Here is a 25413-nt window from a genome sequence, read left to right as displayed (position 1 = left end):
TATTTTCGGGACCTTTGGAAATTAATGGGTCATAATGACCAGAACATTTATGAGTCAAAGTGACTACAGAGAAGTCAAAATGACCCGCAACCCCTTGCTGGCCACCCTGCTCCCGCTGGTCGCCGATCTCTCCCGCGAGCTGCCCGACAGCGAACGCTATCGGCGCCTGCTGGAGGCGCTGCGCCAACTGCTGCCGTGCGACGCCACCGCCCTGCTGCGCCTGGAAGGCGACCAGTTGGTGCCGCTGGCCGTCGACGGACTCAGCCCCGACACCCTCGGCCGCCGTTTCAGGATCAGCGAGCACCCACGCCTGCGCGCACTCCTCGAACACCCCGGCCCGACCCGTTTCGCCGCCGACTGCGGCCTGCCGGACCCGTACGATGGCCTGGTGGAGGGCCTGCATGGCCACCTGGAAGTGCACGACTGCCTGGGTTGCCCTCTGTTCCTCGACGAGCAGCCCTGGGGGCTGCTGACCCTCGACGCCCTCGACCCGGAGCGTTTCTCCGTCGCTGACCTGGACAACCTGGAAGCCTTCGCCAGCCTCGCCGCCGCCACGGTGAAGGCCAGCCAGCGCATGCTCGACCTCGCCCTGCGTGCCGAACACCAGCAGCAGCGCGCCGATGCCTACCAGCGCGCCTCCGGCGACCAGCCGCGGGAACTGATCGGCCAGAGCAAGGCGCACCAGGCGCTGATGAGCGAAATCCAGGTGGTGGCCAGCAGCGACCTGGGCGTGCTGATCACCGGCGAGACCGGCGTGGGCAAGGAGCTGGTGGCGCAGTCGATCCACGCCAACTCCCTGCGCCGCGAGCAACCGCTGGTCAGCCTGAACTGCGCGGCGCTGCCGGAAACCCTGGTGGAGAGCGAGCTGTTCGGCCATGTGCGCGGCGCCTTTTCCGGCGCGGTGGGCGAACGGCGGGGCAAGTTCGAGCTGGCTGACGGCGGCACCCTGTTCCTCGACGAGGTCGGCGAGCTGCCACTGGCGATCCAGGCCAAGCTGTTGCGCGTACTGCAGAGCGGGCAGCTGCAACGGGTGGGCTCGGACCGTGAACACCATGTCGACGTGCGCCTGATCGCCGCGACCAACCGCGACCTGGCCGAAGAAGTGCGCGCCGGCCGCTTCCGCGCCGACCTCTATCACCGTCTGAGCGTCTACCCGCTGCGGGTACCGCCCTTGCGCGAGCGCGGCAATGACGTCCTGCTACTGGCCGGTTACTTCCTCGAAGAGAACCGCCCGCGACTGGGCCTGCGCAGCCTGCGCCTGACCCGCGAGGCCCAGGCCGCCCTGCTCGACTACGGCTGGCCGGGCAATGTGCGCGAGCTGGAACATCTGATCGGCCGCGCCTCGCTCAAGGCGCTGGCGAACCATCCGCAGCGTTCGCGCATCCTCAGCCTGGGGCTGGACGATCTCGGGCTGGAGCAGCAGAAACCGCCCGCGCCCACTGCAGCTCCCCATACGGAGGCGCGCGCTGAAGCAGACGTAGAAGGCGAACTGCGCCCGGCGGTCGATGCCTTCCAGCGCCGCATGATCCATCAGAGCCTGGAACGCCACGACGGCAACTGGGCGGCGGTCGCCCGCGAGCTGGGGCTGGACCGGGCCAACCTCAACCGCCTGGCGAAGCGCCTGGCGATCCGCTGAGCCATTGGCCGGAACGTCCGGCCTGGGTCATGGGTTGGTGGTAGACTAAGTGCCCATTTTCCGGCCGGCCCGTCTCCGGGCCGGCGATCGTCATAGAGCACGCAATTTTGGAACTGTTCAAGGAATTCACCTTCGAATCCGCCCACCGCTTGCCCCACGTTCCCGCCGGGCACCAGTGCGGTCGCCTGCACGGCCACTCCTTCCGGGCCGCCATCTACATCGAGGGTGAAGTCGATCCGCATACCGGCTGGATTCGCGACTTCGCCGAGATCAAGCAGATCTTCAAGCCGATCTACGACCAGCTCGACCACAACTACCTGAACGACATTCCGGGGCTGGAAAACCCCACCAGCGAAAACCTCTGCCGCTGGATCTGGCAACAGCTCAAGCCGCTGCTGCCGGAGCTGTCCAAGGTACGCGTGCACGAGACCTGCACCAGCGGTTGCGAGTATCGCGGGGACTGAACTGCTGGCACGACGCCGAATGCGTAGGAGCGAGCTTGCTCGCGAAGGCACTCCACCGACAGGGTCAGGTGCTAAACAGATTCGCGAGCAAGCTCGCTCCTACGAAAAGCAAGCGCGTTCCGTGCGAGACGCAAAGTCACCCGGCAAAAAGCCAAAGGCCCCTTTCGGGGCCTTTGTCGTTTCCGCTCTCAGCGCGAGGCCTTGCGGCGCAATGCCGAGGGGCTGAAGTTGGAATCGTCCGGCGCCGCCTGGCTGAAGTCGGCGGTGCCGGGCTCTTCGTTGTCCAGCCACTGGATGCTGTAGCGATGGGCCTGGAGGTCGTGGAAGGTGTCCAGCGCCGTCCACACCATCGGCTGCTCGTAGAAGCTCTTCAGGTAGGCCTGGGATACGCGCCACAGCTCGCCACGGCCGTCGTACTGGTCCACCACGGCGGCGCCCCAGCTGTCCTCGTCGAGGTACAGGGTGCGGCGCGAGTAGATATGCCGCGCGCCGGGCTTCAGCTTGCCGTCCACCACCCAGACGCGGTGCAGCTCGTAGCGGGTGTACTTGGGATTGACGTGGCCGGGGGTGAGCAGGTCCTTGTACTTAACCTCGGGGCTGGTGACCTGGTAGTTGTTGTAGGGAATGTAGATTTCCTTCTTGCCCACCAGCGTCCAGTCGTAGCGGTCCGGCGCGCCGTTGTACATGTCGGTGTCGTCGGCAGTGCGCAGGCCATCGGAGTCTTCGATGGGGGTGTCGTAGGCCAGGGTCGGAGCACGGCGCACGCGGCGCTGGCCAGGGTTGTAGCCCCAGGCCTGGCGCGGCTCCTTGACCTGGTCGAGGGTCTCCTGCACCAGCGCGCCGTTGCCGGCCAGGCGCGCCGGCGCGGTGGTGAAGGTCATGTAGTAGAACAGCGTGTTGCCGAGCTTGTCGTAGCTGCCCTTGGGATCGTAGAAGCGGAACAGCGCCTCGTCCTGGCTGGTCACCAGCGAGTAGGCGCCGTTGCGCTGCACACCGGCCTGGGACGAGCGCCGCACGATATAGGTGCCGCGGTAGCGGGCGATGTGGTTCCACACCGCCTCCACGCCGTTCTGCGGGATGGGGAAAGGTACGCCGCCGTATGCGTCGGAGAAACCGTTGCCGCCCTCCACCAGCTTGGCGCTGGTGGCGTTCCTGAAGATGTTGTCGTAGACCCACTGCGGCGCGGAGCCCGTACGGTGGGTGGCGTAGACCGGCATCTGGAAGCTGTCCGGGTAGGCATTGAACAGCGCGATCTGCCCCGCCGTCAGGTTGGCCTTGTACTGGTCGAGGTTGGCCTTGGTAATGACGAACTGCGGCTTCTCCCCGGCGAAGGGATCGACATGGTGCGCGCCCGGCCCCTTGTAGCCGGCCGGTGCCGAAGTCAGTCCTCCCGTCCAGGCCGGGATGGTGCCGGCGGCGTTGCCGGCCTTCTCCGCACCCATCGGGGTCAGGCTGCTCTTGAGTTTGGCCGCCTGGTCAGCCGAAACCGCCGCGCGGGCGTCGGTCACGGCCAGTGCCGCCAGGGTCGCAAGGACGATCAGGGAACTCTTCTTGTACATGGTTCTCTCCGGATCAGAACGAGTATTTCGCGGTGACCGAGACGTTGTCCCGGTCGCGCATGGAGTTGCTGGAGCCGGCGCCGTAGTAGCTGGTGTACTGGGTGCCGACCTCGAAGGTGTTCAGGTAGCTGGCGTCGATACCCAGGGTGTAGGCCTTGCGCCCCTCGATGAAGTTGCCGGTACGGTCGGAGTTGCCGCTGAAGTCCTCCTGGTAGACGACGTAGGGCGCGAGCTTCACCCCAGCGTAGACATCGTTCCAGCTGCCGGTGAGCAGCAGGGTGTAGCCGTAGCTGTCGCGATCGATCTGCACGTCGTCGTCGGCGCCGCCGACGTACGCCTTGTCCTGGGCGCCGACGAACTTGCGCTCGCTGCCGTCCCAGGCGGTGTATTTCAGGCTGCTACCACGGATGTGCTCGGAGGCCACCTCGGCGACGCCGGTCATGGAGTCGAAGGACAGGTGCGGGCCGAAGTTGTAGATGGTCGACAGCGAGATGTTGTAGGTCTCGGCGCGCTCGTAGTTCTCGAACAGCTCGCCCCGGCACAGCTGTTTGCCGGCCACCGGTGCACAGGCCTGGCTGGCCGGGACGCTGTCGTCGTACAGGTTGGTCTTGCCGAGCACACCCTGGGTCAACAGGTCGCCGAGCAGGTCATCGGTGGCGGAGATGCTGATCGGCATGTTCGGCCGGTAGGCAATCTCGCCGGACACCGAGGCATCGCCCAGAGTGGTATTGAAGCTGAAGCCATACATGCGGATGTCTTCCACATAGTCGCGACGGGCTTCAGCATTGCTGGCCATGTCTAGGGTCGACAGCCCCGGCACCGCCTCGCCCAGCCCCAGCGGCCCGAGCAGCGAGTTCAGCGCCGCCACGTCTACGCCCTGGTAGTCGCGCAGGTCGACGGCGATCTGCGGCTCCTTGGAGTGGTAGTTGACGAAGTAGAAGCCGAACTCGGTGGAGTTCAGTTCCTCGGCGATATAGCGGAAGGCCACGCCGAACTGGCCGTCGTCACGGGCATCGATATCCTTGCCGACGTTGGCGACCTTGAAGGTACCGGTGTTCGGGTCGAGGAAGGCGTTCGGGCCGTGCGGGCCGTTGCCCAGCAGGCCGAGGGAAGCCACGGTCGGGTAGCCGGCCAGCAGCTCCTTGATCTGAGGGTTGTCCTCGGTGGTATAGGCGGTATTGCCGCCGTCGCTGAACAGGTCGGTGTCGGAGAAGTAGGTGCCCACCGAGTCCAGACGGGTTTCCTTCCACTTCCACTGGTAGAAGGTCTCCATGGACAGGTCCTCGGTCAGGCCGAAGTTGAGACTCAGCGCCTCGGTCGGCACCAGCACTTCCTTGAGTTCCGAGCCCGGCAGGTGGAAGCGCGCGGCATCCACCGGGTTGATGGTATTCACCCCGCCCCGGTAGAACACGCCCTCCCCCCAGTTCAGCACCTGGCGGCCGACGCGGCCGGTGAGCGGGTGATCGGCGACATCCCAGCTGCCGGAGAGGTAGGCATCCAGCAACTCGGCCTTGCGCCCGGCGATGTGCCGCGTGTCTTCGGTGAAGTGATCGTCCTGGGGATACGACTGGCTGGGCCGCACCACGCCATCGGTGGTGTCGTAGTAGTCGTTGCGCTTGTCCATGATCTGCGTGTCGTAGTACGCGGTGCCACGCATGAACAGGCCGTAGTTCTGATACTTGGCCGAGAGGTCCGAAGTGAGCTTGAACACCTGGGAGACCAACCCGGTATCGAAGTTGCGGTTGCCGTCGTCGGCGTTGATGTCCGAGATGTTGCTCTTGTCGCGCCCCTGCACGCGCCACATCGCGCCATAGGACAGGGTGCTGTCCAGGGAACCGGTGACCTCGTTGTCCGCCAGCTTGAACTCCAGCGCCTGAGCCGAGCCTGCGACCAGCAGCGGCAAGAGTCCCATCAGCGCGCCTGCACGCCGGGGCGCCCAGAAAATGGACGAACGTCCCCCCATCCGACTGTTCATAGACAGCATTACCTCCTTGACCGCCAAGATTTATTGCCCGGTCGTTGCGACCGGTGCTGTTTTTATTCGTCTCTCGGCTGCTGATCGCCCGGCTCCTGCCGGACCACCACGCAGTAACTCGCCTGCTGGAGCGCTTGCGGGCGCCCCCGATACCCCTGTCGATTCTGACTGCACGCTCAATTTGGCACTATCGTGCAGGCAAAGTAACAAACTGTGTCCCGCCTGCCAATCCGAAGGACGCAATCCAGGTTTTTTCGTAGGCGAGGAAAAGTCCGACCTGTTGGCGGCCATAGCTCGCCTGACGCGGTCGCGTGGCTCTGACCGCGCCCCCACGAGAGAACCTGGGGTCATGCTCGCACCCGACAAATCGCCCGAGCGGCATGGCACACCCCATGGAGCGACAGGAACTGTCGCTAACGGATAAGCAAGGGGGTGAGGTCAATGTGCTATCATTCGCCACCTGAGCGCTTTCCCATGAACAGCCAGCAACTCTCCATGGACGGCGTACCCCTCCAGGGCCGGCCTTGAGCCGCCAGACGCCAGATGACGGTGTCAGCCCCGCACAACTCCGCCCGACTGCCTGCCCCCGGCGCCCATGCTGTCCATTACCCGATTCGTGTTTCCTATGTTTGCCATCCATCGCTGCATCGCTCTCACGACCAACTGCGCAAGATCGGGCTCCGCGTACCCGCCAGGAATACACGACGGGTCCAATACCCCCCTGACACTCATCCCGGTGGCTGTGCCGCCTGCTCATTCCCGAGCACGGTGCCGCGCCCCCACGGTTCTTTGAAAACCCAGACATGATGAAAGCGCATCGAATTGCACGGACGAACAAGGTGAACCCATGGAAGGAATGAGCAGCTTCTTCATCGACTCTGCGCATCACGCCTCTTTCGTACACGGAACGTACGACCCCGGCCTGGTACTCCTGTCGCTTTTCGTGTCGATTTTCTCGTCCACGATGGCGCTGCAATCGGCACAGATCGCCCGCAAGACCCGGAGTCCCCTCTATCGCCATACCGCAATCGGCACCGGCGCGATTGCCCTGGGTGGCGGCATCTGGACCATGCACTTCATCGGCATGCTGGCGTTCGAGTTGCCAACTCACGTGCATTACCTGACGGGAGTCACGCTGTTCTCGTTCGTGCCGGCCTGCGTTGCCTCCTGGTTCGCACTGCACAGGTTGGTTCAACACAACGTCAGCTTGTCGCAGCTGGTCATCAGCGGCGTGATCGTCGGCTCGGGCATCGGCGCCATGCACTACACCGGCATGGCGGCCATGCAGACGCCCTTGCAGATGCGCTACGAGCCGGTGATGTTCTCACTGTCCATCGCGGTCGCCGTCAGCCTGGCAATCCTGGCGCTGTGGATTCGCTACGGCATACAGCAGACGCGACTCGGCCGCCTGCAGCGCTTCTATGTCAGCGGTATCGTCATGGGGCTGGCCATCGCGGGCATGCACTACACCGGCATGGCCGCCGTACGCTTCATTGGCGAAACCGGCGTTGCCGACAATGGCCTGATGCTCAATACCACCTTCGCCTCCCTCGGGCTTTCCTCCTTCACCATCACCGTCACCGTGATGGTGGCAGCGGTCAACGGGCTGATCCGTTCCCGTGAGCTGTACGTGGAGGCGGATGAAAACCGGTCAAGACTGCGCGCCACGCTCGACACCGCGATCGACGGCATCATCACCATCGACAGCAAAGGGATGATCCGGGCGTTCAACCCGGCGGCGGAACGGCTGTTCGGCTGGAACGCAGAGGAAGTCGTCGGGCGCAATATCAAGATGCTGATGCCCGAACCACACCACTCCAGTCATGACGGCTATCTGCACAACTACCTGACCTCGGGGCAGCCCAGGATCATCGGGACCAGCCGCGAGATCATGGGCCGCTGCAAGAACGGCAACCTGGTGCCGGTGCGCCTGGCCGTCGGCCGCGTCGAGCTGCCCGGCGAGCTGCTGTTCGTCGGCTTCGTCACCGACATCAGCGAACGTCATGCCCTGGAGGCGTCGCTGCGCGAGGCGGCCGAACGTGCCGAACAGGCCACGGCGGCAAAAAGCAGTTTCCTGGCGAACATGAGCCATGAAATCCGCACCCCGATGAACTCCATCATCGGCTTCACCGAACTGCTGCTGCAGTCCGACCTGGCGCCCGGCCAACGCAATCACCTCAACACCATCCGACAGTCTTCACGCTCGTTGCTGCGCCTGCTCAACGACATCCTGGACACGACCAAGATGGAAAAGGGCCAACTGGAGCTGGAACAGACCGTGTTCTCGCTCAAGGCCCTGGCCATGCAGGTCGAGTCGTCGCTGCGACTGGGCGCGCTGGCCAAGAACCTGACCCTGACGACGCACTACGCAACGGGCATGCCCGAGCACTTCCGGGCAGACCCGCTGCGCCTGCTGCAGATCCTGACCAACCTCATCGGCAATGCCATCAAGTTCACCGAACAGGGCGGCGTGGACGTCCTCTTCGCACAGAAGGAAGGGCTGGTCCATGTGCAGGTACGCGACAGCGGCATCGGCATGACGCCCCAGCAGATCGAGTCCATCTTCTCGCCCTTCACCCAGGCCGATGCCTCCATCAGCCGGCGCTTCGGTGGTACCGGCCTGGGTACGACCATCGCGCGGCAACTCGCCGAACTCATGGGCGGCCGCATCGACGTCGAGAGCGAACCGGGGCGCGGCAGCACCTTCCATGTGTGGCTTCCGTTGGCAGTAGCGCCCGCGCCGGCCGCCTCGCAGGTCGACCCGATCTGCACCAGCACCCTGCCACCGCTGCGCATTCTCGTCGCCGACGACGTGCCGCAGAACCTGGAGCTGCTGACACTGACGCTGCAGAACCATGGCCATTCGGTCACGGTGGCGCACGATGGCGCCGAGGCCGTGGAAATCCTGAGGGCCGGCGATTTCGACGTGGCGCTGATGGACGTCCATATGCCCATCACCGACGGGCTGCAGGCCACCCGCCTGATCCGCCAGCATGAGCGCATGACCGGGCTGCCACGCATGCCCGTCATTGCCCTGACGGCCAGCGTCATGGCGGAAGACCGCCGGGCAGCCCTGCTGGCAGGCATGGATGGCTTCGCCATCAAGCCACTGGATGTTCCGCGCTTGTTCGAGGAGATCGCCATGGTCCTGGATCTCCAGAATCGGCCCGCTCCTTCCGCCACGGCCCAGGCCCTCTCCCCGGCAGCCATCGACTGGGAACGCGGGGCGGTACTCTGGGGCCAGGAAAGCCGGCTGGTCAGCGCCCTGGAACAAATGCTGGATTCGGCGTCGAAAAAATACCCGGTACTCGCCACCGATGCCCGCGAGATCGATTGGGAAGAAGCCGGATTCAACCTGCACAGCCTTCGTGGCGTGGCCGGCAACCTGGCCCTGCCCGTGGTAACCGAACTGGCCGGTAACCTGGAGGCCATGGTGAAGGCGGGGCGCACCGATGAAGCACACGCGCTGCTGCCGCAATTGCGCGCCAGCCTCGAGGCGGTCCGTGAGGAGCTCTCCAGGCGCCGCAGCGCCAGCAGCCCTGCAATGGCAGCACCAGCCGAAGACCTGTTGCAGTCCATGCACCGGCTGCGCGAACTCCTTGCACACAACGAACTGGACGACGAAATCCTGGAGAGCGTCTGCAACGGCCTGGAAACCAGCCTGCAACGCACCCATGCCCAGACCTTGCGTTCGACGACGGACGCCTTCGAGTTTCAGCAGGCCCATGCCCTGGTGCAACGGCTGATCAGCGAACACAGCACTCCGGGCGAGCCGTGAGCAGGACGACACCATGAACCATTTTCAACTGACCGACCCGCGCCCGACCCTGTTGCTGGTCGATGACGAGCCCACCAACCTGCATGTGCTGCGCCATACCCTGCAAGGCGATTACCGCCTGCTCTTCGCCAAGAACGGCCAGACAGCGCTGGAGCTGGCACGATCGGATCGCCCGGACCTGATCCTGCTGGACATCATGATGCCGGCCATGTCCGGCTACGAGGTCTGCCAGACCTTGAAGCAGGACCCGCATACGGCCGCGATCCCGGTGATCTTCGTGACCGCGCTGGCGGAAGCGGACAACGAGCATCAAGGCCTGGAACTGGGAGCGGTCGACTACATCACCAAGCCCTTCAACCCGCACATCGTCCGGGCCCGCGTGCGCACCCACCTGTCCCTGGTGCAGGCGCATGAGCTGCAGGAAACCCGGCTGAAGATCGTCCAGTGCCTGGGGGCCGCCGCCGAATACAAGGACAACGAAACGGGCCTGCACGTCATCCGCATGAGCAACTACTCGAAGATCATCGCCCTGGCCGCCGGCTACAGCGAGCGCGCCGCCGATGACCTTCTGCACGCGGCGCCCATGCACGACGTGGGCAAGATCGGCATACCCGACGCTATCCTGCGCAAATCGAGCCGGCTGACGCCCGAGGAATGGGCGGTGATGCGCCAACACACCGAGATCGGCGCCAGGATCATCGGCAACCACGCCTCCGGCATGCTGAAAATGGCGGCGAACATCGCGCTGAACCACCACGAAAAATGGGACGGCAGCGGCTATCCGAACGGAATTGCCGGGGACGATATCCCCCACGCGGCCCGCATCGTGGCGATCGCCGATGTGTTCGATGCACTGACCAGTGTCCGTCCCTACAAGACGGCGTGGTCGGTGGAAGACGCCGTTGCCCACATCCGCAGCGAGAGCGGCAGGCATTTCGATCCGGAACTGGTGGAGATTTTCGCCGCTTGCCTGCCGCAGATCCTGCAAGTCCGGGCGCAATGGATGGACTCCGAGGCCGTGCCCGCTTAACGCCGGCTACACGGAGGCCCGTACTGTTCCTGTCGGCGAGCCCGACCGCATATCGGTCAGGGCTGGAAGCAGGCCAGAAAAAACGCCGCGACTCCCATGGAGCGCGGCGTATTTCTAAGGTGTACAGCGTCACGGGCAACCGACGGGCTTTCACCCAACCGGACTTACTCGACGGTGAAGGTCTTCTCCGCCAGCAGGCGATCGCCCTGGAACACCATGAAGCGCCATTGTCCCTGCACCACTTCGTGGTTCTCGGTGAACTGGTAGGCCATCACGTCGGTCGGCGCGCCGACCACCAGCTTCTGCACCACTTCCAGCTTGTCGTGGCGCTGGCCGTCCGGGGTGACCACGCCGGGGGTGAAGTACAGCAGGGTCAGCGGAGCGTCGCCTTCCTGCTTGCCGCTGAGCTGGTAACGCAGGCCGAACTTGGTGCCCAGCTTGGCCGGAACGCGAGTCGTGGCCTCGAGCTTTTCCTGGCTGCTGGTCAGCACGCGCTCGCCGGGCTGGTAATCCTTGTAATTGCTGACGAAGACGCCGTACTCGACCGGGCCGGTGACTCGCACTTCGGCAAAGGCAGAGGTGGCGAAGGCGGAAGCCAGGGTGAGGGCCAGGGCCGCTGGCAGGCGGGAAATGGACATGTCGCGCTCCTTGTTGGGGACCGCGCGAGGCTATGACATCGGCGTGACAGGCTGATGACAGGCAGCGTGCCGACGCGAATCGGGTCGGGGCGGCGGCAAGCGTCTATCATGCCCAGATCAGACCTGTTGGAAACGTCCATGAGCGACTCCCTGCTAAGCATCCGCCCACGCGCCGAAGACGTCGAAGGCGTTCCCATCCTGCGCCCCCTACCCTCCGCGCAATGCCGCAGCGTCGGCCCCTTCGTGTTCTTCGACCACATGCTCGAAAGCACCTTCGCCCCCGAGCACGGCATGGACATCCGCCAGCATCCGCATATCGGCCTGTCCACCCTCACCTACCTGTTCGAGGGCCAGGTGCAGCACAAGGACAGCCTGGGCTCGGACCAGCTGGTGCTGCCCGGAGACGTCAGCTGGATGACCGCCGGACGCGGCGTCGCCCACGTCGAACGCACGCCGGAAACCCTGCGCCACAACGGCTCGCGCCTGCACGGCCTGCAGGTCTGGCTGGCGTTGCCGCGCGAGCAGGAAGGCTGCGAGCCCAGCTACAGCCACCACCCCGCCGCCAGCCTGCCGGAAAGCGAGGCCCTGGGCGTGCGCATCCGCATGATCGCGGGCACGGGTTTCTGCCTCGAATCTCCGGTCCCGGTGCTCTCGCCGACGCTCTATGCGGAACTTGCCCTCAGCGCCGGCGCCACCCTGGCGATTCCCGACGAGCATCCGCAACGCGCACTGTACCTGCTCGACGGCGACGCCCTGCTCGACGATGAGCCGCTGCCGCTGCACGCACTGCTGGTGCTGCCCGAAGGCGCCACCTTCACCCTCTCCGCCTGCACCGACTGCCGCGCGGTGATCATCGGCGGCGCGCCGCTGGACGGGCCGCGACGGATGAACTGGAACTTCGTCGCCAGCGACCCGGCGCTGATCGACAACGCCCGCGCACGCTGGTCCGCCCGCGACTGGCCGACGGTGCCGGGCGAGTCGGAGCGCATCGAACTGCCGCGCTGAGCGCGGCCCCTCCCCGCCCAAGGAGTCCGCGATGGACCAATCGCACGCCAATCGCCATACCAGCGCCCTGACCGTGCTGACCCTGCTGTTCTTCATGTGGGGCCTGATCACCTCACTCAACGACATCCTCGTGCCGCACCTCAAGGCAGTCTTCACCCTGTCCTACGTGGAGGCGTCGCTGATCCAGTTCTGCTTCTTCGGTGCCTACTTCATCATGTCCTTCCCCTCCGGTCGGCTGGTGGAGAAGGTCGGCTACAAGAGCGGGATCATCGTCGGCCTGGCCACCGCCGGGATCGGTTGCCTGCTGTTCTACCCGGCAGCGAGCGCGCAGTCCTATCCCTTCTTCCTCGCCGCGCTGTTCATCCTCGCCTCCGGTATCACCCTGCTGCAGGTCGCGGCCAACCCCTACGTGAACGTGCTCGGCCCGGCGACCACCGCCGCCAGCCGCCTCAACCTGACCCAGGCGTTCAACTCCCTGGGCACCACGGTCGGGCCGCTGGTGGGGTCGGTGACCATCCTTGCCATCGGTGCCGGCGCGGCCTCGCAGATCGGCGGCTCCGCCGCCAGCGAGGCCGACTCGGTGAAGACGCCGTACCTGGTACTGGCCGGGCTGCTGTTCGCCATCGCCGTGCTGATCGCCCTGTTCCGCCTACCGAAGATCCACCACGGCGAGCCCAGCGACGGCGCCGCAGCGGGCCGGCATTCGCTGTTCGCCCATCGCCACCTGATCTTCGGGGTGATCGCGATCTTCGCCTACGTCGGCGCCGAAGTTTCCATCGGCAGCTACCTGGTCAGCCTGATGGGCCAGCCGGACATCGCCGGGCTGTCCCCTGAACATGCCGGCAAGTACCTGTCGTTCTACTGGGGCGGCGCGATGGTCGGCCGCTTCATCGGCAGCGCCCTGATGCGCGCCATTCCGGCCAACCGCATGCTGGCCTGCAATGCCCTGGTCATCACCCTGCTGATCGCCGTGGCGCTAAGCGTCGGCGGGCACGTGGCGATGTGGTCGCTGATCCTGATCGGGCTGTTCAACTCGATCATGTTCCCAACCATTTTCTCCCTCGCCCTGGAGGGCCTGGGCAACCTCACCAGCAAGGGCTCCGGCCTGCTCTGCATGGCCATCGTCGGGGGCGCCGTGATGCCGCTGGTGCAGGCCTTCTTCGCCGACCGCATCGGCCTGCTGCACTCCTTCGCCGTCCCGCTGCTGTGCTACCTGTACATCGTCTGGTTCGGCGCCAAAGGCTACCGTGCCGACGAGCCGGCTGCGCAGCGTCCGGCCAACGCGCCCTGAGCAAGGCTTTTTGCAGGAGCGAGCTTGCTCGCGAACGACCTCCGCTGCGAGGCCCGGTTCGCGAGCAAGCTCGCTACAGAGAGAAGAGCAAACAAAAACGCCGCGCCTCCAATAGAGGCGCGGCGTTCTTGCTCACAGGGGGACTTCAGCCGCCGAAGCGCTCGTCCAGCAGGTCGAACATCGCGGCGAAGGCGCGGCGCGCCACCTTGGCGTCGTACTGCATCTTGCCCGGAATCTGCGCGTGCGGGTCGGTGAAGGAATGTGCGGCGCCGCCGTAGCTGGTCAGTGCCCAGTCGACCTTGGCATCGATCATTTCCTTGGCGAACTCAGTCAGTTGCTCACGCGGCACGAAGGGATCGATGGCGCCATCGAGGACCAGCACCGAGCCCTTGATGTTCTTCGCATCGGCCGGGTTCGGCGTATCCAGGGTACCGTGGAAGGACACGGCAGCTGCCAGCGGCGCGCCGTCGCGGGCCAGCTCCAGGGCGCAACAGCCGCCAAAGCAGAAGCCGAAGGTCGCCAGCCGGGTGGTGTCCAGCGGAGCCTTGCCGGCCTGCTCCAGCAGCGTGGCGAGCGAAAGCTGCATGCGTTTGCGCAGCAGCGCGCGGTCGTCCTTGAGCGGCATCATCGCGGCAGCGGCCTGTTCCGTGCCATTGGGACGGACATCCTTGCCATAGAGGTCCGCCACCAGCACCACGTAGCCGCGCTCGGCGACCTTGCGGGCGATATCCACGGCGCCCTGGCTGACGCCCATCCAGTTCGGCGCCATCAGCAGGCCGGGGCGCTGCGCGTTGCTGGCAGCGTCGAATACCAACTGGCCTTCGAAGGAGACGCCGTCCTGGCTGTAGGCGACCGGTTGCACGCTGATCTGGCTCATTGGGTAATCCCCTTTTTGCTTGTCGGTTGGGTGGAGCGGATAAAGAAAGCACAAAGCCCGCCGAAGCGGGCTTTGTTTTTCAGGCGGCGGCTCAGGCGGACAGTTCCACCAGCAGCTTGTTCAGGCGGCGCACGTAGGCGGCCGGGTCTTTCAGGCTGTCTCCCGCGGCCAGGGCGGCCTGATCGAAGAGGATGTGGGCCAGCTCGCCGAAGCGGTCTTCGTCGGGCTCGGCGTCCAGCTTCTCGATCAGCGGGTGAGCCGGGTTGAATTCGAAGATCGGCTTGGAGTCCGGCACCTTCTGTCCACTGGCTTCGAGGATCTGGCGCATCTGCAGGCCCAGGTCCTGTTCGCCGATGGCGAGGATCGCCGGCGAGTCGGTCAGGCGGTGGGACACGCGCACCTCGGCGACTTCCTCGCCCAGCGCGGTCTTCAGGCGCTCGGCCAGGCCCTCTTTGGCCTTGGCGATTTCTTCCTGGGCCTTCTTGTCCTCGTCGGAGTCCAGGCTGCCCAGGTCCAGGTCGCCACGGGCGACGTCGACGAACTGCTTGCCGTCGAACTCCGGCAGGTAGCTCATCAGCCATTCGTCGATGCGGTCGGTGAGCAGCAGCACTTCGATGCCTTTCTTGCGGAAGACTTCCAGGTGCGGGCTGTTCTTAACCTGGGCGAAGCTCTCGCCGGTGAGGTAGTAGATCTTGTCCTGGCCTTCCTTCATCCGGCCGATGTAGTCGGCCAGGGAAACGCTCTGCTCGCCGCTCTCGTCGCTGGTGGAAGAGAAGCGCAGCAGACCGGCGATCTTGTCCTTGTTGGCGAAGTCCTCGGCCGGGCCTTCCTTCAGCACCTGGCCGAAGTTCTTCCAGAAGCCCTTGTAGGCTTCGGCGTCGCTGCTCGCCAGCTTCTCCAGCATGTCCAGGGAGCGCTTGGTCAGTGCCGATTTCATCGAGTCGACGATGGGGCCGGACTGCAGGATCTCGCGGGAGACGTTCAGCGACAGGTCGTTGGAGTCCACCACGCCCTTGATGAAGCGCAGGTACAGCGGCAGGAACTGATCAGCCTGGTCCATGATGAACACGCGCTGCACGTACAGCTTCAGGCCGCGCGGGGCCTCGCGGTGGTACAGGTCGAACGGCGCGCGGGCCGGGACGTAGAGCAGCGAGGTGTATTCCAGCTTGCCCTCGACCTTGTTGTGGCTCCAGGTCAGCGGATTCTCGAAGTCATGGGCGATGTGCTTGTAGAACTCCTGGTATTCCTCGTCCTTCACCTCGGTGCGCGGACGGGTCCACAGGGCGCTGGCACGGTTGACCACTTCCCACTCGGCCTCGGCCGGCTTGTCCTTCTCCTCGCCGTAATGCTCTTTCGGCAGTTCGATGGGCAACGCAATGTGGTCGGAGTACTTCTTGACGATGTTGCGCAGGCGCCAGCCGTCGGCGAACTCGTCTTCGCCGTCCTTCAGGTGCAGGACGATGCGAGTGCCGCGTTCGGGCTTGTCGATGCTCGACACATCGAACTCGCCCTCACCTTTGGACGACCAGTGCACGCCCTCGCTGGCCGGCGCACCAGCGCGGCGGGTGAAGACGTCCACCTTGTCGGCAACGATGAAGGCACTGTAGAAGCCCACGCCGAACTGGCCGATCAGGTGCGAGTCCTTCTTCTGGTCGCCCGAGAGGTTCTTCAGGAAGTCGGCGGTGCCGGACTTGGCGATGGTGCCCAGGTGCGCGATCACTTCCTCGCGGCTCATGCCGATGCCGTTGTCTTCGAGGGTGACGGTCTTGGCGTCCTTGTCGAAGCTCACACGGATCTTCAGCTCGGCGCCGCCTTCGAGCAGCTCGGGCTTGGCCAGGGCCTCGAAACGCAGCTTGTCGGCGGCGTCGGAGGCGTTGGAAATCAGCTCGCGAAGGAAGATTTCCTTGTTCGAATACAGGGAATGAATCATCAGGTGAAGCAACTGCTTCACTTCGGTCTGGAAGCCCAGTGTTTCTTTTTGAGTCTCCACGCTCATTGTTTCTCGCTCCGAGGATGACAAATGCCGCGTCGTGCGGCCGATGTCAGCGAGATGGGGGCTTCCTGAACGAATTCAAGGGTTTGCCCCGAAGACTCATTGCGCGAGCAATTCGATGCTGACCACTTCGCTGGGGCGCAGGACGTAGCTCGCCTCTCCCGCGCCGCTCAGGCTGTGGCGAATGACCAGGCGGCCGTCGCCATCCAGGCCGACGAAGGTCCCATCGGCCGTGCGCCCCTGCTCGGTCTGCACGCGCATGTGGCGATTGGCGAAACGCTCCGGCGCGGCTTGCAGACGCGGCATGGAGACCTGGCCGATCTCCGGCGCCACCGGGGGCTGGCCAGCCGCCTCGGCGGGTTGGGTCGATGGCTGCGCCGGGGCCGGCTTCGGATTGTCGACCAGGCTCGGATACCGGTCACCCTTTACGCCCCAGCCTCGAGTTGCGGTCTTGGCCAGGGTCAGCGACACGCTCTGCGGCTCACCACCGACACTGAAGCTGACCGGCACCTCCAGCTGCGGGCGCGAGGTATCCAGTCGAGGCAACCTGCCCAGCTCGATATCGCGCCGGGCAAAGCGTCGCTGCAGGTAGTCGAGCAGCACGTAGGCCAGGGTGTCCTGGGAGTCGACGCGGGTGTCCACCTGCCCATCGCGGTAGCGCAGGTAATTGGTGTACAGCTCGACCTTTCCGCTCAGGGTGGTGCGCATCGGCGCGGGGAGCACCAGGTGGAAGACGCCGGCCATGCGATTGGGCGCCTCTGGCGCAAGATCCAGATGCAGGCTGTAGCCGCGCGCAAGCCGGACCGCTTCGGGCAGGTCCTGGCCGGGCGCCAGCCAGCTGATCTCGACCTCCGGCAAGGTGCCGGAATCATTGGGCAGCACGTCGAGCCGCAGGGGCTTCTCTGTCGCCACGGGTGCGGGCAGGCGAATGCGTACTTCGCGGTGCGCGTAGAAGTCCTGCCCTTCCCGCAGGCTCAGTACCCCGTCGATCAGGTCGGCCTGCTCGGGCGCGAACGGCTTGCCGTTGAGCTCGCCACGCAGCTGGATCGCCAGCTCCGGCTTGACGGCCGGCTCGGGCCGCAACCACTCGAGGCGCAGAATGGCCTCCAGGCGCGCGCTGTCGTGGACCGCCAGCAGCGTCAGGCCGACCACCAGCGGAATGCAGCCCAGACCACCGAGTACCACAGCGCCACGTGCGTGCCTCCAGTGGCGCAGCATGAACACCAGCGCCAGGGGCGGCAGCAGGCTGGCGATCCCCCAGAACAGGCTGCGACCGAAAGCCTGCATGATCAGCCAGGCGTAGCCGGCGAGGATCAGCAGCAGACCGAGCAGGATCAGCAGGGTATCCATTCAGGCGCCGTCGACCTTGAAGTGGGCCCGTGCGGTGGCGATGGGTTCGGCGCGGGTGGTCTGCCAGGCGGTGATCGCCACGTTGGCCACTCGCCGCCCCTGTCGCCAGACCTGGCATTGCGCATAGGTGTCGCGGAAATGCCCGGCGCGCAGGTAGTCGATGGAGAAGTCGATGATCTTGGGCATGTGCGGAATGCCCATGAACATCAGCAAGTGCAGCAGCGCGGCGTTCTCCATGAAACCGGCGATGACGCCGCCATGCAGGGCCGGCAGCGTCGGGTTGCCGATGTTGTCGGGGTTGGCCGGCAGGTGGAAGAGTGCCTCGTCGCCCAGCCGCAGGCAGCGGATGCCGATCAGCCTGGCGTAGGGAATCGATTCGATCAGCCCGTCGTAGTTCTTGCTCTCGTGGGCTTCACGCACCAGCTGCTCGATGCTCGGCGTGCTCATGCGGAAGCCTCCCCGTCGACGCTGCTCTTCACGCTGCCGGCGGAAACCGCCTTGCCCATGCGCATGAAGGTGCCGACCACATGGGCGATGGGTTCGGAAGGGTCGTCCTGGTAGGCGATGCCGCGGGTGAAGATGATGGTCGGGGTGACGCGGTAGCACTCGGCGAATCCGAACACATCCTTGCCGGGCTCGGCCGGGTGCATGTAGTCGATGCGCAGGTCCAGGGTCGGGCAGATCTCGAACTGCGGCAGCACGCAAAGGGTGGAGATGCCACAGGTGGTGTCCATCAGCGTGGTGATCGCGCCGCCGTGAATGACGCCGGTCTCCGGATTGCCGACGATGGCCTGGCTGTAAGGCAGGCGCAGCGTCAGGCCGGAAGCGTCGGCGGCATGGGTGCTGATACCCAGCAATCGGCAATGCGGCAAGGCCGAGAGAAAGCGCTGGGCGCGCTCAAGAATGGGGGTTTCACTCATGGCGTGGGCGACCGAATGACTGCACGGGCCCGCATCATACCCCGCCCCCGCCCCACCTACAGTGATGAAAACCTACGCTGTAGGAATATTCATTGAACTTATTCGAAGGGCGCGTGCTCAAAGGGCTATCAACAGGAAAGCCGCACATGGAGGCACCACATGAAAAAAACCCTTCCCCTCGCTCTGATGCTGATCGCCGGTCTGGGCCTTGCCGCCTGCGGCAAGAAAGAAGAGCCGAAAGCGCCGGCCGCCCCCGCCGCCACTGAGCAGCCGGCCACCCCGGCGCCGACGACTCCGCCGGCCCCCGAAGCCGCTCCGGCTGCACCGGCAGCCCCGGCTACCGCGCCGCAGGCACCCGCAGGTGAAGAGCAGAAGCAGCAGTAAGCCGCTTCTTCCGCTGTACAGCACAAGGCCCGCATTTGCGGGCCTTGTCGCATCCGGCGTTTGCTCAGGCCGGGATGTCGTCTTCGCGCGGGGTGTCCCCCTGGGACGTCGGCGTGTAGACCATCACGTGCAGCACGCGGGAATGGAACTCGCGCTGGTACAGCACCCCCACCACCCCGGCGGTCACCAGCATGAAGATCAGCGGGTTGATGAACCAGGCGAGCATCGCCAGGCCGAAATAGTAGGTGCGCAGGCCCTGGTTGAACTGATGCGCCGCCAGCGACACCACGCGCGCCGCGCGCTCGGCGTAGAGCTTGCGTTCCTGTTCGCCCACGCTGCGCTCCCCCACCATCGGCGCGGAGGCCACCAGCACGGCCGCGAAATTGTATTGGCGCATGCACCAGCTGAAGGTGAAGAAGGCGTACACGAACACCACCGCCAGGCAGAGCAGCTTCAACTCCGACAGGCCACGGGTCGGCGGCGCCACGAACGGCAGGTCGGCCAGTACCGAGATGGTGCGTTCGGCGGAGCCCAGCAGAGTCAGGATACCTGCGAGGATGATCAGGGTGCTGGAGGCGAAGAACGACGCGTTGCGCTCCAGGTTGCCGATCACGCTGGCGTCGGCCACGCGGTTGTCGCGCAGCAGCAGGCGGCGCATCCAGTCCTGGCGGTAGAGGTGCAGCACGCTGGCCAGGCACGCGGTGTCGCGGGCCTTGACCTTGGCATAGCGGGTGTAGCCGATCCAGCAGACGAGGAACCAGAGGATGGCGAACAGGTTCCACAGGTACTGGATATCGAACAGATCGACGACGTCGGTCATGCTTGTCCTTGCGCGGGGCCGTTAGGAAATTGCAGGAATACGCGGCGGATAGACGCCAGATTCGCGGAGAAAGACACGGCTCGATGCCCGCGTTCCAAGACCAACTGTAGGAGCGAGCTTGCTCGCGAACGCTTTTATACCGGGCGCAGAAGGTGCCAGGCGGTTCGCGAGCAAGCTCGCTCCTACAGACATGAAAAGGCCGCCTTGTGGGCGGCCTTGTTCATTGACGCGGCAGGTGTCAGGCCATGGCTTCCTGGGGTTTGCCCAGCAGGCGGTCGAGGACCGCCATTGCGGCCAGCATGGCCACCGACGGGATCAGCCAGGCGAGGCCCTGCTCGGCCAGCGGCAGGTGCTCCATCCAGCCCGGCATCCAGGCGTCGAGCTTGGCGCCCTTGAGGGCGTCGATGATGCCGAAGACGAAGGAGATCACCATCACCGGGGCGACGATGCGGGTCTGCGAACGCCACAGGCTGGCGCAGAAGCTCAGCGCCACCAGCACGATGCACGGCGGATAGATCGCCGTCAGCACAGGGATGGAGAACTGGATGAGCTTGGTCAGGCCCAGGTTCGACACCAGCAGCGAGAACGCCGCCAGGAGGATCACCAGGCTGCGGTACGACAGCGGCAGGATGCGGCAGAAGTACTCGGCGCAGGCGCAGGTCAGGCCCACGGCGGTGACCAGGCAGGCCAGCGCGATCAGCACCGCGAGGAAGGTACTGCCCAGCGAGCCGAAGGTGTGCTGCACGTAGGCATGCAGGACGGCCGCGCCGTTGCTGGCACCGGCGGCGATGTCGTGGCTGCCGGCACCCAGGCGGAACAGGCTGATGTACACCAGCGCAAGCCCGACCCCGGCGATCAGGCCGGCGATGATGGCGTAGCGGGTGATCAGGCGCGGCGACTGCACGCCACGGGAGCGGATCGCATTGACGATGACGATACCGAAGACCAGTGCGCCGAGGGTATCCATGGTCAGGTAACCATTGACGAAGCCCTGGGAGAACGCCGCGGCCTGGTAGGCCGGCTCCGCGGTGCCAATGGGGCCGGCGGGCAGCATGAAGGCAGCGATGCCGAGGGCGGCCAGGGCGATGATCTTCAGCGGCGCGAGGAAGCGGCCGACGGTATCGAGCAGCTTGCCCGGGTACAGCGAAATCACCAGCACCACCAGGAAGTACACCAGGCTGTAGAGGAACAGCGGCAGCGCGCCCTCCCCGGTCAGCGGCGCCAGGCCCACTTCGAAGGAGACGGTGGCAGTACGCGGGGTGGCAAACAGCGGCCCGACCGACAGGTAGCAGACGGCCGCCAGCAGCCCACCGGCGACACGGCCGATCGGGTGGCTGAGGGTGTCCATCGCACCACCGACCTTGGCCAGCGCGACGACGGTGATCACCGGCAGGCCGACCGCGGTGATCAGGAAGCCCAGCGCGGCCATCCACACGTGCGGCCCCGACTGCAGGCCCACGATCGGCGGGAAGATGATGTTGCCCGCGCCGACGAACAGCGCGAAGGTCATAAAACCCAGTGCCAGGATGTCCTGGCCTTTCAAGACGTTCATGAAGGGAAATACCACAGTGCTGAAACGGTTTCGTGGCCTCCCAAGGCAGATCGACCGTACAGACGTGACGAAGCCGCATCGGATGGGACTGGCCGACTCACTCGGGGCGAGCCTGCGCATCCTGTGATGCTGCTGTCATCGGTACGGTGATTTGTTCTTGGAAGTCCGATAGCAGAGGTTTTCCATGGGCTCGTGGCCCGGTTGCTCCTGCATTCTGTTTATCCCGCCATCCGTGACGGTCAGGAATCGCCGTCGCCTCCGGGTAGGAATTGACGGTGAGCGAGCCTTCCCTTGTGGGGAACGCGGCGCTTCATATAGTTGCTAGCCTAACGATCTATTCCGATGAGCTGCACTGACGTACGTCAGATAGTCCTCGAAATGAACGGGAGTGTCGCGTGATCGACACTTTGTCCGGCGCAGGCAAAATGACAGGGGCCACCCGAAGGTGGCCCCTGCACAGCCAAGGGTTAAGTAAGCCAGGCGCTTACTTGACCGCCCAGCCGGTCAGCTCGGCCAGGGCCTTGCCAATGTCAGCCAGGGAACGCACGGTTTTCACGCCGGCGTCCTGCAGGGCGGCGAACTTCTCGTCCGCAGTGCCCTTGCCACCGGAGATGATGGCGCCCGCGTGGCCCATGCGCTTGCCGGGCGGTGCGGTAACACCAGCGATGTAGGACACCACCGGCTTGGTCACGTTGGCCTTGATGTAGGCAGCCGCTTCTTCTTCGGCCGAACCACCGATTTCGCCGATCATGACGATGGCTTCGGTTTTCGGGTCTTCCTGGAACAGCTTCAGGATGTCGATGAAGTTGGAGCCCGGGATCGGGTCACCGCCGATGCCCACGCAGGTGGACTGGCCGAAGCCGGCGTCGGTGGTCTGCTTCACGGCTTCGTAGGTCAGGGTGCCGGAACGCGACACGATGCCTACCTTGCCCGGCAGGTGGATGTGACCCGGCATGATGCCGATCTTGCACTCGCCGGGAGTGATCACGCCCGGGCAGTTCGGGCCGATCAGGCGTACGCCCAGCTCGTCGCACTTGACCTTGGCTTCCAGCATGTCGATGGTCGGGATGCCTTCGGTGATGCAGACGATCAGCTTGATGCCGCCGAAGGCCGCTTCCAGGATCGAGTCCTTGCAGAACGGAGCCGGAACGTAGATGACCGAAGCATCGGCGCCGGTCGCTTCCACGGCTTCCTTGACGGTGTTGAACACCGGCAGGCCCAGGTGGGTGGTGCCGCCCTTGCCGGGGGTCACGCCGCCAACCATCTTGGTGCCGTAGGCGATGGCTTGTTCGGAGTGGAAGGTACCCTGCGAGCCGGTGAAGCCCTGGCAGATGACTTTGGTGTCTTTATTGATCAGGACGCTCATTACTTACCCTCCGCGGCCTTGACGACTTGCTGGGCAGCGTCGGTCAGGCTGGTCGCCGCGATGATGTTCAGACCGCTCTCGGCCAGGACCTTGGCGCCGAGGTCGGCGTTGTTGCCTTCCAGACGAACGACAACCGGGATTTTCACGCCGACTTCTTTCACGGCGCCGATGATGCCTTCGGCAATCATGTCGCAGCGAACGATGCCGCCGAAGATGTTCACCAGAACGGCAGCGACGTTGCTGTCGGACAGGATGATCTTGAACGCTTCGGTCACGCGCTCTTTGGTGGCACCGCCACCAACGTCGAGGAAGTTGGCCGGCTTGCCGCCGTGCAGGTTGACGATGTCCATGGTGCCCATGGCCAGGCCAGCGCCGTTGACCATGCAGCCGATGTTGCCTTCCAGCGCGACGTAGTTCAGCTCCCACTTCTGCGCATGGGCTTCACGAGCGTCGTCCTGGGACGGGTCGTGCATGGCGCGCAGCTTGGGCTGACGGTACATGGCGTTGGAGTCGATGTTGATCTTGGCGTCCAGGCAGTGCAGGTTGCCGTCTTTCTTGATCACCAGCGGGTTCACTTCCAGCAGCGCCAGGTCGTAGTCCTGGAACAGCTTGGCCAGGCCAACGAAGATGTGGGTGAACTGCTTGATCTGGTCGCCCTTCAGGCCCAGCTGGAAGGCCAGCTCGCGGCCCTGGAACGGCTGAGCGCCAACCAGCGGATCGATGGTGGCCTTCAGGATCTTCTCAGGGGTCTCGTGCGCAACTTTCTCGATGTCCACGCCACCTTCGGTGGAGGCCATGAAGACGATGCGACGGCTGGAACGGTCGACAACGGCGCCGAGGTACAGCTCCTTGTCGATGTCGGTGCAGGATTCCACCAGGATCTTGCTGACCGGCTGGCCATTGGCGTCAGTCTGGTAGGTCACCAGACGCTTGCCCAGCCAGTTGGCGGCGAACGCCTTGGCGTCCTCTTTGCTCTTGACCAGCTTCACACCGCCCGCTTTACCGCGGCCACCAGCGTGTACCTGGGCCTTAACGACCCACTCGGTACCACCGATCTTTTCACAGGCTTCTGCGGCCTCTTCGGGTGTGTCGACGGCGAAGCCCTTGGATACGGGCAGGCCGTACTCAGCGAACAGCTGCTTACCCTGATATTCGTGGAGATTCATGCTTGTCTACCGTTTTCGTCTTGGGTATTGCGCATAAGGCGCGGCGCTCGTGGCACCACGCCACCTGTGACCGAGTCCCCCTCAGGGGAGAAACGATCCGGCGGAGTGGACGGCAGCCCCTCGCAAAAGACTGCCGCCCTCCCCGCCGTGGTCCCGTTCCTTAGCGCTTCTTGCGGTTGGCGATGTGGATGGCGTGGCCATTCACTGCCAGGGCCGCTTCGTGCAGCGCTTCGGACAGAGTCGGGTGGGAGAAGACCATCATGCCCAGGTCTTCGGCACTGGTACCGAATTCCATGCCGATCGCGCCCTGCTGAACCAGCTCGGCGGCGCTCGGGCCGATCACGTGGACGCCCAGTACGCGGTCGGTCTTGGCATCGGCGATGACCTTGACCAGGCCGGTGGTGTCGTTGGCAGCCATGGCGCGGCCGCTGGCGGCGAACGGGAAGGTACCGACGTTGACTTCGACGCCTTCACCCTTGAGCTGCTGCTCGGTCTTGCCGACCCATGCGATTTCCGGGTGGGTGTAGATCACCGACGGAATCAGGTCGTAGTTCATCTGGGCCTTGTGGCCGGCGATGCGCTCGGCAACCATCACGCCCTCTTCCGAGGCCTTGTGCGCCAGCATGGCGCCACGGACCACGTCACCGATGGCGTAGACGCCCGGAACGCTGGTCTTGCAGTGGTCGTCGACGTAGATGAAGCCACGCTCGTCCAGGGTCACGCCACTGTCGGCGGCCAGCAGGTCAGTGGTCACCGGGCGACGGCCCACGGCCACGATCAGCTTGTCGAAGGTTTCCTTCTGCTCGCCGTTGGCGTCGGTGAAGGTCACGGTGACCTGCTTCTTCTTCACTTCCGAACCGGTGACGCGAGCCCCCAGGCGGATGTTCAGACCCTGCTTGGTCAGGACCTTCAGGGCTTCCTTGGCGACCTGCTCGTCGGCAGCCGGGAGGAACTTGTCCAGGGCTTCCAGGACGGTGACTTCAGCGCCCAGGCGAGCCCAGACCGAACCCAGTTCCAGACCGATGACGCCCGCGCCAATCACGCCCAGTTTCTTCGGCACGCTCTGGAATTCCAGGGCGCCGGTGGAGTCGACGATGACGTCTTCGGTCAGCGGGGCCGGCGGGATTTCAACCGGCTTGGAGCCCGAAGCGATGATGATGTTGTCGGCTTCCAGCACCTGGGTCTTGCCGTCCAGGCCGGTCACTTCGACCTGCTTGTTGGCCAGGACCTTGCCGTGGCCTTCGAAGGAGGTCACGCCGTTGGCCTTGAACAGGGTGGCGATGCCGCCGGTCAGGTTCTTCACGATGTTGGCCTTGCGGGCAACCATCGCCGGAACGTCCATCTTCACGCCGCCGGTGGAGATCCCGTGAACCTCGAAGCCCTCTTTGGCTTCCTTGTACTTCCAGGAGCTGTCCAGAAGCGCCTTGGACGGAATGCAGCCTACGTTCAGGCAGGTACCGCCGAGGGCGACCTTGCCCTCTTTACCGATGTACTTCTCGATGCAAGCGGTCTTCAGGCCGAGTTGGGCGGCACGGATGGCGGCTACGTAACCGCCGGGGCCGGCACCAATCACAACCACGTCGAATTTCTGGCTCATGTCTCAATCCTT

The 25413-nt window shown here is 64.8% G+C and carries 20 protein-coding genes; 7 read left to right on the top strand and 13 right to left on the bottom strand.

Going from position 1 to position 25413, the window contains the following annotated elements; translation table 11 throughout:
* Positions 1 to 79: 79 nt before the first annotated feature.
* Together norR and queD are read left to right on the top strand one after the other, a co-directional pair.
* Entirely contained in the window at positions 80 to 1636 is a 1557-nt protein-coding gene (norR, locus tag ACQ5BL_RS05040; RefSeq protein WP_207883084.1) for a nitric oxide reductase transcriptional regulator NorR, read from the top strand.
* Positions 1637 to 1743: 107 nt separating this feature from the next.
* On the top strand, positions 1744 to 2100 hold the full coding sequence (gene queD / locus ACQ5BL_RS05035; protein WP_017516521.1) for a 6-carboxytetrahydropterin synthase QueD: 357 nt from the start codon (positions 1744 to 1746) through the stop codon (positions 2098 to 2100).
* A gap of 188 nt (positions 2101 to 2288) precedes the next feature.
* Here queD and ACQ5BL_RS05030 read toward each other — a convergent pair whose 3' ends face one another.
* Both ACQ5BL_RS05030 and ACQ5BL_RS05025 read right to left on the bottom strand, forming a co-directional pair.
* Positions 2289 to 3659, bottom strand: a complete 1371-nt coding sequence (locus ACQ5BL_RS05030) for a DUF1329 domain-containing protein (protein WP_207883082.1) — start codon at positions 3657 to 3659, stop codon at positions 2289 to 2291.
* Between the two features lie 13 nt (positions 3660 to 3672).
* The gene (locus tag ACQ5BL_RS05025) at positions 3673 to 5622 is read right to left on the bottom strand and encodes a DUF1302 domain-containing protein (protein WP_243434464.1); all 1950 of its coding nucleotides are present in this window, start codon (positions 5620 to 5622) and stop codon (positions 3673 to 3675) included.
* Positions 5623 to 6598: 976 nt separating this feature from the next.
* Between ACQ5BL_RS05025 and ACQ5BL_RS05020 the strand changes: the two genes are divergently transcribed.
* Together ACQ5BL_RS05020 and ACQ5BL_RS05015 are read left to right on the top strand one after the other, a co-directional pair.
* Positions 6599 to 9412 (top strand): MHYT domain-containing protein, encoded by a 2814-nt coding sequence (locus tag ACQ5BL_RS05020; protein WP_430292851.1) that lies wholly within the window; start codon positions 6599 to 6601, stop codon positions 9410 to 9412.
* 13 nt (positions 9413 to 9425) lie between these two features.
* Positions 9426 to 10442, top strand: a complete 1017-nt coding sequence (locus ACQ5BL_RS05015) for a response regulator (protein WP_207883076.1) — start codon at positions 9426 to 9428, stop codon at positions 10440 to 10442.
* A 164-nt stretch (positions 10443 to 10606) separates the two neighbouring features.
* Here ACQ5BL_RS05015 and ACQ5BL_RS05010 read toward each other — a convergent pair whose 3' ends face one another.
* Positions 10607 to 11080, bottom strand: a complete 474-nt coding sequence (locus tag ACQ5BL_RS05010; protein WP_207883074.1) for a DUF3859 domain-containing protein — start codon at positions 11078 to 11080, stop codon at positions 10607 to 10609.
* A gap of 138 nt (positions 11081 to 11218) precedes the next feature.
* Between ACQ5BL_RS05010 and ACQ5BL_RS05005 the strand changes: the two genes are divergently transcribed.
* Positions 11219 to 12085: a pirin family protein gene (locus tag ACQ5BL_RS05005; RefSeq protein WP_207883072.1), complete on the top strand. Its 867-nt coding sequence runs from the start codon at positions 11219 to 11221 to the stop codon at positions 12083 to 12085.
* Positions 12086 to 12116: 31 nt separating this feature from the next.
* Entirely contained in the window at positions 12117 to 13376 is a 1260-nt protein-coding gene (locus ACQ5BL_RS05000) for a sugar MFS transporter (protein WP_243804836.1), read from the top strand.
* 145 nt (positions 13377 to 13521) lie between these two features.
* Here ACQ5BL_RS05000 and ACQ5BL_RS04995 read toward each other — a convergent pair whose 3' ends face one another.
* From ACQ5BL_RS04995 to ACQ5BL_RS04975, 5 genes are all read right to left on the bottom strand, one after another.
* Entirely contained in the window at positions 13522 to 14253 is a 732-nt protein-coding gene (locus ACQ5BL_RS04995; protein WP_243804837.1) for a dienelactone hydrolase family protein, read from the bottom strand.
* A gap of 91 nt (positions 14254 to 14344) precedes the next feature.
* Positions 14345 to 16249 carry a molecular chaperone HtpG gene (htpG, locus tag ACQ5BL_RS04990; protein ID WP_207883066.1) on the bottom strand — a complete coding sequence of 635 codons (1905 nt, stop codon included), beginning with the start codon at positions 16247 to 16249 and terminating at the stop codon, positions 14345 to 14347.
* Between the two features lie 96 nt (positions 16250 to 16345).
* Positions 16346 to 17596 carry an MFS transporter gene (locus tag ACQ5BL_RS04985; protein ID WP_243804839.1) on the bottom strand — a complete coding sequence of 417 codons (1251 nt, stop codon included), beginning with the start codon at positions 17594 to 17596 and terminating at the stop codon, positions 16346 to 16348.
* Positions 17597 to 18043, bottom strand: a complete 447-nt coding sequence (locus ACQ5BL_RS04980; RefSeq protein ID WP_207883062.1) for a PaaI family thioesterase — start codon at positions 18041 to 18043, stop codon at positions 17597 to 17599.
* Positions 18040 to 18516 carry a PaaI family thioesterase gene (locus tag ACQ5BL_RS04975; protein ID WP_207883060.1) on the bottom strand — a complete coding sequence of 159 codons (477 nt, stop codon included), beginning with the start codon at positions 18514 to 18516 and terminating at the stop codon, positions 18040 to 18042. Before ACQ5BL_RS04975 ends, ACQ5BL_RS04980 begins: the two co-directional genes overlap by 4 nt.
* A 159-nt stretch (positions 18517 to 18675) precedes the next feature.
* Here ACQ5BL_RS04975 and ACQ5BL_RS04970 point away from each other — a divergent pair, with 159 nt between their 5' ends.
* Positions 18676 to 18900 carry a hypothetical protein gene (locus ACQ5BL_RS04970; protein ID WP_243804840.1) on the top strand — a complete coding sequence of 75 codons (225 nt, stop codon included), beginning with the start codon at positions 18676 to 18678 and terminating at the stop codon, positions 18898 to 18900.
* Positions 18901 to 18964: 64 nt separating this feature from the next.
* Here ACQ5BL_RS04970 and ACQ5BL_RS04965 read toward each other — a convergent pair whose 3' ends face one another.
* The 5 genes from ACQ5BL_RS04965 to lpdA form a co-directional block, all read right to left on the bottom strand.
* Positions 18965 to 19720 carry a DUF599 domain-containing protein gene (locus ACQ5BL_RS04965; RefSeq protein WP_243804841.1) on the bottom strand — a complete coding sequence of 252 codons (756 nt, stop codon included), beginning with the start codon at positions 19718 to 19720 and terminating at the stop codon, positions 18965 to 18967.
* 238 nt (positions 19721 to 19958) lie between these two features.
* The gene (brnQ, locus tag ACQ5BL_RS04960) at positions 19959 to 21272 is read right to left on the bottom strand and encodes a branched-chain amino acid transport system II carrier protein (protein WP_243804842.1); all 1314 of its coding nucleotides are present in this window, start codon (positions 21270 to 21272) and stop codon (positions 19959 to 19961) included.
* A 484-nt stretch (positions 21273 to 21756) separates the two neighbouring features.
* On the bottom strand, positions 21757 to 22638 hold the full coding sequence (sucD, locus tag ACQ5BL_RS04955) for a succinate--CoA ligase subunit alpha (protein WP_207883052.1): 882 nt from the start codon (positions 22636 to 22638) through the stop codon (positions 21757 to 21759).
* Positions 22638 to 23804, bottom strand: a complete 1167-nt coding sequence (gene sucC / locus ACQ5BL_RS04950; protein ID WP_017518067.1) for an ADP-forming succinate--CoA ligase subunit beta — start codon at positions 23802 to 23804, stop codon at positions 22638 to 22640. The genes sucD and sucC overlap by 1 nt, the downstream gene beginning before the upstream one ends.
* Positions 23805 to 23964: 160 nt before the next feature.
* On the bottom strand, positions 23965 to 25401 hold the full coding sequence (gene lpdA, locus ACQ5BL_RS04945) for a dihydrolipoyl dehydrogenase (RefSeq protein ID WP_207883050.1): 1437 nt from the start codon (positions 25399 to 25401) through the stop codon (positions 23965 to 23967).
* Positions 25402 to 25413 lie beyond the last annotated feature (12 nt).

The organism is Pseudomonas sp. B1-22 (assembly GCF_050474425.1).
Classification (GTDB): Bacteria; Pseudomonadota; Gammaproteobacteria; order Pseudomonadales; family Pseudomonadaceae; genus Pseudomonas.
Note: the sequence above shows the minus strand (reverse complement) of the source record. Positions and strands in the feature narration are given on the sequence as shown.

Bases quoted from the DNA above. Each gene is read 5' to 3' on its own strand.
- norR (WP_207883084.1), top strand. From the start codon at position 80: ATGACCCGCAACCCCTTGCTGGCCACCCTGCTCCCGCTGGTCGCCGAT.
- ACQ5BL_RS05030 (WP_207883082.1), bottom strand. From the start codon at position 3,659: ATGTACAAGAAGAGTTCCCTGATCGTCCTTGCGACCCTGGCGGCACTG.
- ACQ5BL_RS05025 (WP_243434464.1), bottom strand. From the start codon at position 5,622: ATGGGGGGACGTTCGTCCATTTTCTGGGCGCCCCGGCGTGCAGGCGCG.
- ACQ5BL_RS05020 (WP_430292851.1), top strand. From the start codon at position 6,599: ATGGCGCTGCAATCGGCACAGATCGCCCGCAAGACCCGGAGTCCCCTC.
- ACQ5BL_RS05015 (WP_207883076.1), top strand. From the start codon at position 9,426: ATGAACCATTTTCAACTGACCGACCCGCGCCCGACCCTGTTGCTGGTC.
- ACQ5BL_RS05010 (WP_207883074.1), bottom strand. From the start codon at position 11,080: ATGTCCATTTCCCGCCTGCCAGCGGCCCTGGCCCTCACCCTGGCTTCC.
- ACQ5BL_RS05005 (WP_207883072.1), top strand. From the start codon at position 11,219: ATGAGCGACTCCCTGCTAAGCATCCGCCCACGCGCCGAAGACGTCGAA.
- ACQ5BL_RS05000 (WP_243804836.1), top strand. From the start codon at position 12,117: ATGGACCAATCGCACGCCAATCGCCATACCAGCGCCCTGACCGTGCTG.
- ACQ5BL_RS04995 (WP_243804837.1), bottom strand. From the start codon at position 14,253: ATGAGCCAGATCAGCGTGCAACCGGTCGCCTACAGCCAGGACGGCGTC.
- htpG (WP_207883066.1), bottom strand. From the start codon at position 16,249: ATGAGCGTGGAGACTCAAAAAGAAACACTGGGCTTCCAGACCGAAGTG.
- ACQ5BL_RS04985 (WP_243804839.1), bottom strand. From the start codon at position 17,596: ATGGATACCCTGCTGATCCTGCTCGGTCTGCTGCTGATCCTCGCCGGC.
- ACQ5BL_RS04980 (WP_207883062.1), bottom strand. From the start codon at position 18,043: ATGAGCACGCCGAGCATCGAGCAGCTGGTGCGTGAAGCCCACGAGAGC.
- ACQ5BL_RS04975 (WP_207883060.1), bottom strand. From the start codon at position 18,516: ATGAGTGAAACCCCCATTCTTGAGCGCGCCCAGCGCTTTCTCTCGGCC.
- ACQ5BL_RS04970 (WP_243804840.1), top strand. From the start codon at position 18,676: ATGAAAAAAACCCTTCCCCTCGCTCTGATGCTGATCGCCGGTCTGGGC.
- ACQ5BL_RS04965 (WP_243804841.1), bottom strand. From the start codon at position 19,720: ATGACCGACGTCGTCGATCTGTTCGATATCCAGTACCTGTGGAACCTG.
- brnQ (WP_243804842.1), bottom strand. From the start codon at position 21,272: ATGAACGTCTTGAAAGGCCAGGACATCCTGGCACTGGGTTTTATGACC.
- sucD (WP_207883052.1), bottom strand. From the start codon at position 22,638: ATGAGCGTCCTGATCAATAAAGACACCAAAGTCATCTGCCAGGGCTTC.
- sucC (WP_017518067.1), bottom strand. From the start codon at position 23,804: ATGAATCTCCACGAATATCAGGGTAAGCAGCTGTTCGCTGAGTACGGC.
- lpdA (WP_207883050.1), bottom strand. From the start codon at position 25,401: ATGAGCCAGAAATTCGACGTGGTTGTGATTGGTGCCGGCCCCGGCGGT.